The organism is Actinocorallia libanotica (assembly GCF_039525175.1).
GTDB lineage: Bacteria > Actinomycetota > Actinomycetes > Streptosporangiales > Streptosporangiaceae > Actinocorallia > Actinocorallia libanotica.
Map to the genome: position 1 here is coordinate 18890 of NZ_BAAAHH010000014.1, position 13291 is coordinate 32180.

A 13291-nucleotide genomic window follows, 5' to 3' on the forward strand; every position below is an offset into this window, starting at 1 on the left:
CCGAAGACCTAACACAGATCGTGATGAATCCGATACGTAGCGTGTGGTCTGTCTAGCTGGGGGAACGTAGGAAAAGGTGACGAAGTTCCAATCGTGACCCAAGAATCGGTCTCTAACAGGGGGGTCTGTGCGGGGTGCCGGTCGGGTGACGCAATAATGCTGCCCGTGGCAACAGCATCCGCGACTAATACAACACTGCTTGGCGAGCGGGAGAACCGTCCCAACCTCGTCAATGTGGGGACGATCGTCTGGTTGTCGTCCGAGCTCATGTTCTTCGCGGCGTTGTTCGCGATGTACTTCACCATCCGGTCGGTGACCCTGGGCGCCGGCGGGGAATGGCCCCAGACCGAGTTGAACCTGCCGTTCGCGCTGTTCAACACGGTCGTCCTCGTCATCTCGTCGGTGACGTGCCAGATGGGTGTCTTCGCCGTCGAGAAGCACGGTCTGCCCGACGACGTGCGTCGTCGGAAGATGCGCTTCTGGTTCACGGTCTCGTTCTTCCTGGGCCTCTACTTCGTGATCGGCCAGCTCATCGAGTACCGAGAGCTGATCCATCACGGGACGACCCTCGCCTCGGACGCCTACGGCTCGGTCTTCTACCTGACCACCGGCTTCCACGGCATGCACGTGACCGGAGGCCTGATCGCGTTCCTGCTGGTTCTGGGACGCACGTACGCCGCGAAGCGCTGGACACATGAGCAGGCGACGAGCGCGATCGTCGTTTCGTACTACTGGCACTTCGTGGACGTGGTCTGGATCGGCCTGTTCGCGACCATCTACCTGATCAGATAACGGGGACCATCCGTGACTAGGTTCACCGCATGGCGCCGTCGCTCGTGGGCCGGCTACGCAGTCATGCTCGCCGCCCTCGTGGCGATCGGCGTCGTCTACGCCGGCCTCTCGCCCGCGACCGACCGGGCAGAGGCCAACGGTACGCAGGCCCAGGCGCAGGACCTGGCCAAGGGCCGGGACCTGTACAACCAGAACTGCGCCAGCTGCCACGGCCTCAACGCCGAGGGCACCAAGAGCGACGGCGGCAACCAGCTGGCGCCCAGCCTGATAGGCGTCGGCGCGGCCTCGGTCGACTTCCAGATCACCACCGGCCGCATGCCGGCGATGACCTACGGCGCCCAGGTGCCGAGCAAGGACGTCGTGGCCCCGTTCGACGACGCCGAGAACGTCGAGGCCGTCGCCGCCTACATCCAGTCGCTGGGCGGCGGACCGGGCGTTCCCACGGTCCCCGCGGACGGCGACGTGGCGCTGGGCGGCAAGCTCTGGCGCACCAACTGCGCGCAGTGCCACAACTTCACCGGCCAGGGCGGCGCCCTGACCGGCGGCAAGTACGCGCCGAACCTCCACGACACCACGCCGGTCCAGATCTACGAGGCGATGCTCACCGGTCCGCAGGCGATGCCGGTCTTCAACGACACGACGCTGACCCCGCACGACAAGGCATCGATCATCGCCTTCATCGAGACCGTGCGCGCCGAGCCCAACCCGGGCGGTAACGGCCTCGGCCGGATCGGTCCGGTCTCCGAGGGCCTGGTCGCCTGGCTGGTGGGCATCGGCCTGCTCGTCATCTGCGCGATGTGGATCACCGCCAAGAAGCCGAAGAAGCTGAAGAAGTCATGAGCGACGAAACCAACGAGACCACGGGCGCGGGGCCCGAACGCGTCATCGGTACGCCACCCCCCGTGAAGTCCGGAGCGCTGCCGACGCCCGGCGGAGGCGAGGCCGAGGTGTTCAAGCCGGGCGCCGAGCTCGACGAGCGCAAGGCCAAGAAGGCCGAGCGGATCGTCGCGCTGTGCTTCCTGCTGGCCTTCGCCGCGAGCGTCGGCTTCATGGTCTACTTCATCGGCTGGAGCGGCCGCAACGGCGGCATGCACGGCCTGGAGCGGGCCAGGGAGAGCAACCTCTGGCTCGGCGGCCTGATGACCCTCTCCTTCCTGGCGATGGGCGTGGGCGTCACCCTGTGGATGCGCCGGCTGATGACGAGCGTGCCGATCGAGCAGGCGCGCTACGACATGGCCACCGACGACGACGTGCGCTCCTCGCTCGCCGCGGACATCAAGCAGGGCGCCCTCGACAGCGGCCTGGGCAAGCGGCCGCTGCTGCGCCGCACCCTGCTGCTGGCCGCCGCCCCGCTGGGCCTGGCCCCGCTGTTCCTGCTGCGCGACCTCGGTCCGCTGCCGGAGAAGCGGCTGCGCCACACCTACTGGGCCAAGGCCGTGGCCAAGGCGAAGGCGGCCGGCAAGCCCGGCGTGCGCCTGGTCGTCGACAGCGGCCCCGAGGCTTCGGCCCCGCTGAAGGCCGCGGACTTCAACACGCCCGGCGGCATGATCACCGTCCTGCCCGAGGGCATCTACGACCTGGGCCACGACGCGCTGACCCAGATCGCCAAGGCGTCGACCATCCTGATCAACATCGAGCCCGACAAGATCAAGCCGATCAAGGGCCAGGAGAACTGGACCGTCAACGGGATCATCGCGTACTCCAAGATCTGCACGCACGTCGGCTGCCCCGCGGCCCTGTACGAGCAGACCACGCACCACATCCTGTGCCCGTGCCACCAGTCGACCTTCGACGCCACCGACGGCGCCAAGGTGATCTTCGGCCCGGCGGCCAGGCCGCTGCCGCAGCTGCCGCTCGCCGTGGACGAGGAGGGCTACCTGATCGCCACCGGCGACTTCCCCGAGCCCATCGGGCCGAGTTACTGGGAGCGTGGGTGACCATGGCTGACACGACACTTCCCAAGTCGGTCTCCGGACCGCTGAACCACATCGACGACCGTCTGGGCTCGTCGAACTTCCTCAAGCGGAACATCAAGAAGGTCTTCCCCGACCACTGGTCGTTCCTGCTGGGCGAGATCGCGCTCTACTCGTTCATCATCCTGCTGCTGACCGGCGTGTTCCTGACGCTGTGGTTCAAGCCGAGCATGCTCGAGGTGCACTACCACGGGTCCTACGGCCCGCTGCAGGGCACGATGATGTCCGAGGCGTACGCCTCCTCGCTGCACATCAGCTTCGACGTCCGCGGCGGCCTGCTCATGCGGCAGATCCACCACTGGGCGGCGCTGCTGTTCATGGCCTCGCTCATGGCGCACATGCTGCGGGTGTTCTTCACCGGCGCCTACCGCAAGCCGCGCGAGTTCAACTGGTTCATCGGCCTCGGCCTGTTCACGCTGGGCATGCTCGAGGGCCTCTTCGGCTATTCGCTGCCGGACGACCTGCTCTCGGGCGCCGGCCTGCGCATCACCCAGGGCGTGCTGGAGGCCATCCCGCTGGTGGGCACCTACGGGTACATGTTCCTGTTCGGCGGGGAGTTCCCCGGCCAGGACATCATCCCCCGGATGTTCACCCTGCACATCCTGCTGATCCCGGGCATCATCCTGGCGCTGGTCACCGCGCACATGATGATCATGTGGCACCAGAAGCACACCCAGATGCCGGGCACCGGCGGCACCGAGCAGAAGGTGACGGGCTACCCGTTCTACCCGGTCTTCCTGGCCAAGAGCGGCGCCTACTTCCTGTTCACCTTCGGTGTGCTGGCCCTGCTGGGCACCTTCGCCCAGATCAACCCGATCTGGCTGTACGGGCCCTACGACCCGGCGGCGATCTCGTCCGGCTCCCAGCCCGACTTCTACATGGGTCTGCTGGAAGGCTCGCTGCGGCTCATGCCGCCGTGGGAGATCGTGGTCTTCGGCCACACGCTCAGCCTGAGCGTGCTGATCCCGGCGCTGGTGCCGCTCGGCATCGTCTTCACCGGTGCCGCGGTCTGGCCGGCGCTGGAGCGCTGGATCACCGGCGACCACCGCAACCACCACGTCAACGACCGCCCGCGCAACGCGCCGACCCGCACCGCGGCCGGCATGGCGATGATCACGTTCTACGGCCTGCTGTGGCTGGCCGGCGCGAACGACATCATCTCCGAGCGGTTCCACATCTCGCTCTACGCCACGACGTGGTTCTTCCGGTTCGCCATCTTCATCGGCCCGGTGCTGGCGTTCATGATCACCAAGCGGATCTGCCTGGGCCTCCAGCGCAGCGACGCCGCGACCATGGCGCACGGCTACGAGGCGGGCATCATCACGATGAGCCCCGAGGGCAAGTTCGAGGAGGTCCACAAGGCCCCCTCGGCCGCCGAGGCCGCGAAGATCACCTCCAAGGAGGAGCCGCGCCCGCCGCTGCCGGCGGTGGACGCCAACGGGGTGCCGGCCAAGGGCTCCAAGGGCCCGATGGGCCACCTGCGCACCCGCCTCAACATGTGGTGGAACGGCGACTCGATCCCGATCAAGGGCGACGGCACGCCGCACGAGCACCACGAGCAGGAGCTCGTCGAGGACGAGTCCCGCAAGGAGCTCACCCGCTGAGCGACGGTCGACGGTTGCCACACACGACCGAATGAGTGAGAAGGAGCCCGCCACCGGCAAGGTGGCGGGCTCCTTCTCGTTCCCGGCTCGTCCCCGGTTCGCTCCCGGGGCCCCGGGCTCAGGCCTCGGGGAGGCCGAGGGAGAACATCGCGTCCAGGTCGTGCCGCGAGTAGGTGCGGAAGGCGATGTGGGTGTCGGTGTGCACCACGCCGGGGACCTTGCTGATCCGGCCGGGGATGACCTCGGCGAGCTCCTCGTGGTGGCGGACCCGCACCATGGCCAGGAGGTCGTGGTCGCCGGTGATCGAGTAGACCTCGCTGATCCCCTCCAGCTTCACGACCTGCTCGGCGACCTCGTTGACCTGGTCCACCTCGGTCTGGATGAGCACGATGGCGGTAATCAAGGCGGGATCCTCCTCTTGCGGCGACTTCGCGGTCCTTCGAGCCTAACGGCGGCCGGGCAGGAGGGCGGCGCGGCGGGCGGCGCGGGGGGAGCGGGCCAGCAGGCCCAGCAGGGCGCCCGCCACGAAGCCGTAGATGTGGGCGACGTAGGCGACGCCGTCGCTCTCGCCGAGGCTGAGCCACTGCAGCACGAAGAACTGGCCGAGCAGCACCCAGGCGGGCAGCCGGAAGGGGACGATCCCGGAGACCAGGGCGATGGTGCGCGAGCGCGGGTACATCACCAGGTGGGAGCCCAGGACGCCCGCCACGGCGCCGGACGCGCCGACGAGGGGCACCGTGGAGTCGGGGTAGGTCAGGGCGTAGCCGTAGGCGGCGACGAGCCCGCAGACCAGGTAGAAGAGCAGGAAGCGCAGCCGGCCCAGCCTGTCCTCGGTGGCCTGCCCGAAGACGAACAGGTAGATCATGTTGCCGAGCAGGTGCACCCAGCCGCCGTGCAGGAACATCGAGCTGAAGGCGGACAGGAAGGGGCTCTTGTCGGGCGTCTGCGCGCCGGAGAGCTCGCAGGCGGCGGCCACGGCGCCCGGGATGGGGATCGGCTCGTTGTCGGTGAGCTCCTGCGGGATGGCGCCGTACTCCCGGATGAAGACCGCCTGGTCGCAGACCTGCTCGCGCTGGCTCGCGTGGTCGTTGCCGAAGGTCGCCATCGGCGTCAGCAGGAAGAAGAAGAAGTTCAGCGCGATGAGCGCGTAGGTGACGAGCGGGGCCCGCCGGGTCGGCTGGTTGTCATACAGGGGCATCGCCACGACGGCCAGCGTAGGGCTTCGGCTCCTGATAAGCACCCTCTATCCACTCCCGCAGGCCCTCCGCGCCGCCCGCGGGGCAGCTCCACACCCCGTCCACCAGCACCAGCCGGACGCCGGGGGAGTCCAGCCAGCGCAGCAGGCACTCCATCTCCGCGGGGGTGGCGGCGTGGCGGCGGCCGAGCTCGGGCAGGACCGTCTGCGCGGCGGCCGTGCAGGCCTGGACGTAGGGCCCGTAGACGGTGGCGTGGGGCGGGATGACCGCGGCCCCGGCGAGCCTGCCGTACCGGGCGACGGCCAGCTCCCAGCCGCCGCCGAAGCCGGGCCGGGCGGCCACCAGCTGGGGGAGGGCGGCCAGGGCGTCCAGCCGCTGGGCGCGGCCCGCGGCGCGGACGAAGGCGGCGAGCCGGTCGCGCTGGACGGCGGCCTCCTCGTAGCGCAGCTCGGCGGCGAGCCGGTCGATCCTGGCGCCCACCGCCGCCGCCACGGGCCCGGCGTCCCCGGACATCATCGCGCGGGCGGCCCGGACGTGCCGGGCGTAGCCCTCGGCGTCCTCGCGGCCCTCGCAGGGGGCGCCGCACCGGCCGAGCTCGGCCAGGGCGCAGGAGTAGGCCCTGCCCTCCCCGATGCGGCGGGGGGTGAGCGGCTGGCCGCACTGGCGCAGGAGGGCGGCCTCGCGCAGCGCCTCGCGGGCCTCCTCGGCGACCCGCGTGGACGGGAAGGGCCCGATGTAGGCGCAGCCGTCGTCGCGGTGCTCGCGCACCACCGACAGCCGCGGGAAGTCCTCGTCGGTGAGCTTCAGCCACAGGGCGCGTTCGGGGAACTTGGAGCGGCGGTTGTAGCGGGGCTTGTGCTCGGCGATGAGCCGCAGCTCGCGGATCTCGGCCTCCAGGCCGGTGGCGCAGGGGATGGTGCGCACCCGCTCGGCGATGCCGACCATCTCGCGGATGCGCTTGCGGGTCTCGGCGGCGGTGAAGTACGAGCGGACCCGGGTGCGCAGGTCGCCGCTCTTGCCGATGTAGAGGATGTCGCCCCGGTGGTCCTCGAAGAGGTAGACGCCGGGGCCGGAGGGCACCCCGTCGGCCAGGTGGCGCTTGGTGAGCTGCTGGGGGGAGGGGGCGCGGGCGAAGCTCCTGGCCTCCTCCAGCGAGGTGACGCCCAGGGAGCCGAGCCGCTCGAACAGTCCGTAGAGCACGTCCACGGTGGCGCGGGCGTCGGTGAGCGCGCGGTGGTCGGGCCGGACGGAGGCGCCGAAGTACCGGGCGAGCGTGGCGAGCTTGCGGTCGGGCACCTCCTCCCGGGTGAGGACGCGCCGCGCGAGGTCGACGGTGTCCAGCACGGGGAAGGCGGGCCAGGGGTGGCCCAGCCGGGCGCAGGCGGCCTTGAGGAAGCCGGTGTCGAAGGGCGCGTTGTGGGCGACCAGGACGCAGCCGCGGGCGAACTCCAGGAAGGTGGGGACGATCTCGGCGACGCCGGGCGCGCCGGTCACCATCGCCTGGGTGATCCCGGTGAGGACGGTGATGTGCGGCGGGATCGGCAGGCCGCAGTCCACCAGGGTGCCCAGCTCGCCGATGATCTCGCCGCCGCGGACCTTGACCGCCCCGATCTCGGTGATCCCGCAGGTGGCGGGCGACCCGCCGGTGGTCTCCAGGTCGACCACGACGAAGGTCGTCTCGCTCAGGGGGGTGCCGAGATCGTCGAGACTGCCTTGAACGGAACGCATGGTCGGCACCGTAGGCGCTCCGTGTGACAAAATCTGTACACACGGAAGGGAGCAGAACGATCACCTCGGACGAAAGCCTCAGCCGGCCGCTTCCCGAAGCGGTGCGCCGCCATGTGGTCGAGGCGGCGGCGGAGGTGCTCGGAGCCCTTCCCCTGGAGGAGGTCCCGGTGCCGCTGCGGCGGGTGGCGAAGTTCCGCCCGCAGAGCCGCGCCCGCCAGGGAGCCGCGTCGATAGCCGCGCAGCTGGAGCGTGATCCCGGCTTCCGGGCCAGGGTGACGGTGCCGCTGCGCGAGGAGCAGCCGGAGCTGGTGGCCGCGCTGGAGGCGGGGGATCCGCCCCCCGCCGCCGACCCGGTGCGCGTCGCCGCGCTGGCGTACCTGCTGCGTCCCGAGGGCTGGGCGTCCCACGTGGAGACGGCGCGGGCCGAGCTGGAGCGTTCGCGGGACGTCACGCGCGAGGCCGCGGCGGCGCGCGAGGTGGCCGAGCTGCGGGAGCAGCTGGCCCAGGCCCAGGCCACCCGCGGCGGGGAGCTGGACCGGCTGCGCGGCGACCTCAAGGAGGCGCGGGGCGAGATCGCCGACCTGCGGCGCAAGATCCACGAGGAGCGGCGGCAGGCCAGGGCGCCCGCCGAGCGGCTGGCGGAGGCGGAGCGGACCAGGGCGGCCGAGCACCACGAGCACCTGAGCGCCGTGGGCGGCCTGGAGAAGGAGCTCAAGGCGCTGCGCGGCAGGCTGGTGTCGGCCGAGACGGCGCTGGAGGCGGGCCGCAAGGCCGCGCGGGAGGGCCGCAGCCTGGCCGACATCCGGCTCCGGCTGCTGCTCGACACGCTGGTGGACGCCGCGCAGGGGGTGCGCCGGGAGCTGAACCTCCCCGCGGTGATCGCCAAGCCCGCCGACCACGTGAGCGGCGCGGAGGCGGCCGCGGGGGCCCCGCCCGGACGCTCCCTGTCGGAGAACGACCCCCAGCAGTTCTCCGAGCTGCTCACGCTGCCGCAGGTGCATCTCATCGTCGACGGCTACAACGTCACCAAGACCGGCTACGGCGAGCTGCCGCTGGCCGACCAGCGCGGCAGGCTGGTCAACGGGCTGGGCGGGCTGTACTCCCAGACCCAGGCGGAGATCACCGTGGTGTTCGACGGCGCCTCCCTGGACGGCCCGGTGGCGGTGCAGGCGCCGCGCGGGGTGCGGGTGCTCTTCAGCCGGCCGGGCCAGATCGCGGACGAGCTGATCGCCGAGCTGGTGCGCGCCGAGCCCCCGGGCCGGCCGTTCGTGGTGGTCTCCTCCGACCAGGAGGTGGCGGCCTCGGCGCGGCGGGCGGGCGGCAGGACGGCGACCGCGCGGCTGCTCCTCAAGCGCCTGGGCCGCTTCTGAGCGGTGTGTTCGGATACCTCCTGGGCGGACAAAGCGGAGATTGCTGAAAAAAGCCTTATTTACTGGGGTTTCGGTTGAGGAAGGCCCCGGTGTTCACTAAGGTCAACGGCTGACAAAAGAACTCCTGAGAAGGGTCGTCCGCCAGCCGTGGCCAGTGCCCGCCCCCACCTCCGCCGTATGGCCGTGTGCCTGGCCCTCGCCGTCTCCTGGGGTGTCCCCGGGACCGCCGGGGCGGTGCCCGCCGAGCCCACCCGGGCCGAGGCGCAGAAGAAGCTCGAGAAGCTGGACCGCCAGGTCGAGCAGCTGGTCGACAGGTTCAACAAGGTCAACGGCGAGCTCAAGATCGCCAAGCGGAAGCTCGACTCCGCCGAGAAGGCCGCGAAGCGGGAGTCCACCGCCTACGACAACGCGCGGCGGGGCGTGGTGCAGATGGCCGCCGACGCCTACAAGACCGGTGACATCAGCGACATCTCGGCGCTGTTGTCCTCGGGCGACCCGCAGGCGGTGCTGGACCAGGTGTCGATCTTCTCGCACGTCTCGCAGAGCCGCGGCGACAAGATCAAGGAGTTCCTGTACGCCGCGCAGCGGATGGAGCGCGAGAAGGGCCACGCCAAGGAGGCCTTCGACAAGGTCAACACCAAGGCGAAGGACCTCAAGAAGCAGAAGACGGTCATCGAGAAGGCCATCACCAAGCAGCGAGCCCTGGTGCGGCGCCTGGGCGGCGGCCCCGAGCCGGCGGCGGACGTCCCCCAGGGCGGCGACTACAAGGGCCCGGCCACCGGCTCGGCCAAGACCGCGCTGGAGTACGCCTACAAGCAGCTCGGCAAGCCCTACATCTACGGCGGCGCCGGCCCCACCGGCTTCGACTGCTCGGGCCTGACCATGCGCGCCTGGGGCGCGGCGGGCGTCTCGCTGCCGCACAACGCCGCGGCGCAGTACTCCCTGACCTCGGCCAAGCGGGTCTCCTACGACAACCTCCAGCCGGGCGACCTGATCTTCTTCAGCGGCCTCGGCCACGTCGGCATGTACGTGGGCGGCGGCAAGATGATCCACGCGCCGCGCACCGGCAAGAACGTGGAGATCGTCAGTGTCACGAGCGGCTACTACCGCGACCGCTTCGTGGGCGGCGGCCGCCCGTAGGGGAGGGTGACCGGGGCCTCAGGGGCCCCGCGAAACCCCCTTGTAACACGGGCCTGACGCAGGTCAGAGGCCTGTCACGGCGGGTGAGACCTGTGTCACCTCGTCCGTAAACCCCGCTTCACCTGGGCTTTCCCAACTTTGCGGGGCATTTGCCTTTCGTGGTTTCTTTGATACCTTCGAAGAAGAGCGACGTTATCCGAACGTTGCGAACCGGTGGCGTCCACCAGGCGTCATCATGTGATCTCAGCCGACCAGCTGATCCGAGAGCCGGTGTCGTGGCAGACACCCGCGCCGCGCAGTGAAGCGTAGGACAGCGAGTCTCGAGTCGGTGTCACAAGTCCATCCGCGTCCTTCCGGTCGAACGCCGGGGCCTCATAGCGCTCCTCCGCCCGAGAAGGCAACGCCGAGTCCGCGTCTTCACGCGGAGCCGGGGACCCAATCCGCGCGCACCCCACACCACCCCCAAAGGGTGTGAGCCATGCGCGCGGCGGGGTGAATCGGCCGGCTGCCCAGCGCAGCCGACCGTAGGACGAACCTTCCTGTCCGAACCCGTCAGCTAACCCGGTAGGCGTCAGGAAGAAGGAGATTCCCCTGTCTCGCAATCTTGGCACCCGCCTGTCCTCTGTACGACGTGCGCAGCTGGCAACCGGCCTGCTCGCGGCGGCCGCGGTCCTGACCCCCGCGGTGGCGGCACCGGCGCCCGCGCAAGCGGCGGCCAGCGTGTCGGTCGTGCAGAAGACCAAGAAGGTCAAGAAGAAGAAGTCCTGGTCCCAGCGTCAGCAGGTGGCGCAGAAGGCCCTGCAGTGGGCGAAGAAGAAGAAGGGCAGCCCGTACGTCTACGGCGCGGCCGGCCCGAACTCCTTCGACTGCTCCGGGCTGGTGGGCTACGCCTACCGCAAGGCGGGCGTGAAGCTCCCCCGCACCACCGGGGCCATCTACAGCGGTGTCGGCAACAAGGTGAAGTGGAAGGACCTCGCCCCGGGCGACCTGGTGTTCTTCTACGGCGCTCGAAGCCACGTCGGCATCGTCTCCAAGGTGAAGGGCGGGAAGGTGCACATGATCCACTCGCCTCGCACCGGTGACCATGTCCGACAGGTAGTCCTCGACAGCTACCGAAAGCAGACCTTCAACGGGGCCGTCCGGCCCTACTAGGCGGCGAGCGCCGCCAAGGCAGGAACATCCGACAGAAGCAAGTACGCGGGACTGGTCCTCCTCCCGGGGGACCGTCCTCCCGCCGAGTCCGCGCACGCGGAGCCGGGGAACCACTCGCCGGTCGACTTTCGACCGGCCGGGGTGAATCGACGTGAAGTCGTAGGGCTATTCCAGGCCCGAACCCGTCAGCTAACCCGGTAGGCGGTATGGAAACGGAGTGAGCAAAGCATGACCGGTCGTCACCGCAAGAACCTCTCCCTGACCGCCAAGATCGCGGGCGGTCTGCTCGCCGGAAGCACCCTCGCCTCCACCTTCGCGGTGGCCGCGAACGCCAACACCCTCCCCGAGAACGTCGAGGCCGCGGGCAAGACCACCGCGGTGAACGCGACGGCCCTGCACGCCGGCCTGGTCCTGGACGGACTGACCACCGCCAAGAAGGACCTCGCCCGCGAGCAGGACGGCAGCGACCAGACCGACGTCGCGGCCGAGGCCGAGACCGAGGCCGAGGAGCAGGTCGGCAAGAGCTCCGCCACCGCCGACGACTTCATCAAGAAGGCCAAGACCCAGCTGGGCATCCGCGAGGACGGCTCCGGCAAGACCAAGTTCCAGGAGTGGTACTCCAAGACCGGCCGCGCCGCCGAGACCGTCAAGCGCGACGGCGGCAGCCTGAAGTCCTACCTGGACGCCGCCTGGTGCAACATGTTCGTCTCCTGGGTCGCCGAGGAGACCGGCACCAAGGACACCGTCGGCCAGGACGCCTGGACCATCGCGCACGCGAAGTGGTTCAAGGAGCAGGACCGCTGGGGCACCACCCCGAAGAAGGGCGCCATCGTCTTCTTCAACTGGCAGGGTGAGAAGAGCCTGGACAGCATCGTGCACGTGGGCATCGTGACCGACGTGGACGGCGGCAAGATCAAGACCATCGAGGGCAACACCGGCAACGCGGTGCTGGAGCGCGACCGCAAGCCGTCCCAGATCGTGGGCTACGGCTACCCCGAGTTCGCGAGCTGATCGAGCCCCTCACGAAACCCTCCGAGGGCCCCGGTGCACGGGCTTCCCGTGCGGTCATAGGATCGCACCCCATGGAAGCCGACGCACCGGGGCCCTTCGCCTTTCCCGCACATTCCGGGTGCGGCCGGCGGGACCTCCTCCTGGCCGGGCTGGCCGGGGCGGCGGGGCTGCTCGGGCTCGGCGGCTGCCGTTCCGCACCGCGCGAGAAGCCGCCGGGAGCCGCCGCCGGTCCCGGGCGCGCGGAGGTGGAGGCCCTGCTCGAAGCCCGTTCCCGGGCGGTGCTGGAGCACGACGCCGCACGGTTCCTGGCCACGGTCCACTCCGACGAGCCCGGCTTCCGCGCCCGCCAGGAGGAGCTTTTCACCGCGCTCTCCCGGCTGCCGTTCGCGATGTGGCGCGAGCACGTCACACAGGTGGAGGGGCCGCTGGCGACGCTGCGCCTGGCCTACCGCTACCGCGGCTTCGACACCGGCGACGTGGTGCTCACCACCTACCTGGAGCTCGGCCGGGCGGACGGCGGATGGCTGTTCACCGGAGACGGCGGGGACAAGGAGGACGCGCCGGAGTCGTGGGCCGACCCCGACGTGCGGGCCGTGCGCGGCGAGTCCTGCCTGGTGGTGGGCAGAGGCCCGCTGGAGCAGGTGGCCGACCGGCTCGACCGCTGCGTCCCCGCGGTCACCGCCGTGGTCGGCTCCGGCTGGGCCCGCCGCGCGGTGGCGCTCCTGCCCGGCGACGCCGACCGCGCCGAGGCGCTGGCGGGGGGACGCCCGCTGGAGGGCATCGCCGCGGCGCCCACCGCCACCCCCAACGCCGACGGGAGCCGCGGCCAGGACCGGATCCTCGTCTCCCCCGAGGGCTGGCCCCGGCTCAACGCGCTGGGGCGGCGGGTGGTCCTCACCCACGAGCTGACCCATGTGGCGATGGGCAGCGCCGGCGACGACCGCACCCCGATGTGGCTGGTGGAGGGCTTCGCCGACCACGTCGCCTACCGGGACACCGGCACCCCGCCCGCCGCGGCCGCCCGCGAGCTGGCGGAGGAGGTCGCGCGGGGCGAGCTGCCCGGCGGCCTGCCCTCCCGCGCGGACTTCGCGACCGGCGCCCCCCGTCTCAGCCAGGCCTACCAGGAGGCATGGCTGGCCTGCCGGATGGTGGCCGGGCGCTACGGTGAGGACAGGCTGCTGCGGCTCTACCGGGAAGCGGGGCGCAGGTCCGAGCGGGAGGCCCTGCACGAGGTGCTGGGCGTCACCGACCTGACCGGTCCCTGGCGCGCGTACCTGCGTGAGGAGCTGGGATGATCCCGGTGCCCGGCACCGTCCACCACTGGA

General features: G+C 70.5%; 12 protein-coding genes and 2 riboswitches. Of the genes, 9 read left to right on the top strand and 3 right to left on the bottom strand.

Translation table 11 applies throughout. The features are described from left to right. Nucleotides 1-156 precede the first annotated feature (156 nt). The 4 genes from ctaE to qcrB are packed head-to-tail and all read left to right on the top strand — an operon-like array spanning nt 157 to nt 4369. Nucleotides 157-792 carry an aa3-type cytochrome oxidase subunit III gene (gene ctaE / locus ABD140_RS18090; protein ID WP_344242030.1) on the top strand — a complete coding sequence of 212 codons (636 nt, stop codon included), beginning with the start codon at nt 157-159 and terminating at the stop codon, nt 790-792. A 12-nt stretch (nt 793-804) separates the two neighbouring features. Then, entirely contained in the window at nt 805-1632 is an 828-nt protein-coding gene (gene qcrC, locus ABD140_RS18095; protein WP_344242031.1) for a cytochrome bc1 complex diheme cytochrome c subunit, read from the top strand. Beyond that, nucleotides 1629-2729, top strand: a complete 1101-nt coding sequence (qcrA, locus tag ABD140_RS18100) for a cytochrome bc1 complex Rieske iron-sulfur subunit (protein WP_344242032.1) — start codon at nt 1629-1631, stop codon at nt 2727-2729. Before qcrC ends, qcrA begins: the two co-directional genes overlap by 4 nt. Nucleotides 2730-2731: 2 nt before the next feature. Next, nucleotides 2732-4369, top strand: coding sequence for a cytochrome bc1 complex cytochrome b subunit (qcrB, locus tag ABD140_RS18105; protein ID WP_344242033.1), 1638 nt, complete (start codon nt 2732-2734; stop codon nt 4367-4369). Between the two features lie 118 nt (nt 4370-4487). On the opposite strand, the gene ABD140_RS18110 is transcribed toward qcrB, so the two are convergent. From ABD140_RS18110 to ABD140_RS18120, 3 genes are read right to left on the bottom strand one after another with little or no spacing between them, the layout of a single operon-like run. After that, the gene (locus tag ABD140_RS18110; protein WP_344242034.1) at nt 4488-4772 is read right to left on the bottom strand and encodes an Lrp/AsnC family transcriptional regulator; all 285 of its coding nucleotides are present in this window, start codon (nt 4770-4772) and stop codon (nt 4488-4490) included. Nucleotides 4773-4814: 42 nt separating this feature from the next. Further along, nucleotides 4815-5567: a rhomboid family intramembrane serine protease gene (locus ABD140_RS18115; RefSeq protein WP_344242182.1), complete on the bottom strand. Its 753-nt coding sequence runs from the start codon at nt 5565-5567 to the stop codon at nt 4815-4817. Further along, entirely contained in the window at nt 5554-7293 is a 1740-nt protein-coding gene (locus ABD140_RS18120; RefSeq protein WP_344242035.1) for a DEDD exonuclease domain-containing protein, read from the bottom strand. Before ABD140_RS18120 ends, ABD140_RS18115 begins: the two co-directional genes overlap by 14 nt. A gap of 101 nt (nt 7294-7394) precedes the next feature. On the opposite strand from ABD140_RS18120, the gene ABD140_RS18125 reads away from it, so the two are divergent. From ABD140_RS18125 to ABD140_RS18145, 5 genes are all read left to right on the top strand, one after another. Further along, entirely contained in the window at nt 7395-8663 is a 1269-nt protein-coding gene (locus ABD140_RS18125) for an NYN domain-containing protein (protein ID WP_344242036.1), read from the top strand. A gap of 177 nt (nt 8664-8840) precedes the next feature. Continuing rightward, nucleotides 8841-9803: a C40 family peptidase gene (locus ABD140_RS18130; protein ID WP_344242037.1), complete on the top strand. Its 963-nt coding sequence runs from the start codon at nt 8841-8843 to the stop codon at nt 9801-9803. Nucleotides 9804-10194: 391 nt separating this feature from the next. After that, a riboswitch (cyclic di-AMP (ydaO/yuaA leader) is annotated at nt 10195-10390 on the top strand. Nucleotides 10391-10532: 142 nt separating this feature from the next. After that, nucleotides 10533-10955: a C40 family peptidase gene (locus ABD140_RS18135; RefSeq protein WP_344242038.1), complete on the top strand. Its 423-nt coding sequence runs from the start codon at nt 10533-10535 to the stop codon at nt 10953-10955. A 70-nt stretch (nt 10956-11025) separates the two neighbouring features. Then, a riboswitch (cyclic di-AMP (ydaO/yuaA leader) is annotated at nt 11026-11174 on the top strand. 9 nt (nt 11175-11183) lie between these two features. Beyond that, complete coding sequence (locus ABD140_RS18140; RefSeq protein WP_344242039.1) at nt 11184-11966, top strand: CHAP domain-containing protein; 783 nt, start codon at nt 11184-11186, stop codon at nt 11964-11966. A 71-nt stretch (nt 11967-12037) separates the two neighbouring features. Beyond that, on the top strand, nt 12038-13261 hold the full coding sequence (locus ABD140_RS18145) for a hypothetical protein (RefSeq protein WP_344242040.1): 1224 nt from the start codon (nt 12038-12040) through the stop codon (nt 13259-13261). Nucleotides 13262-13291 lie beyond the last annotated feature (30 nt).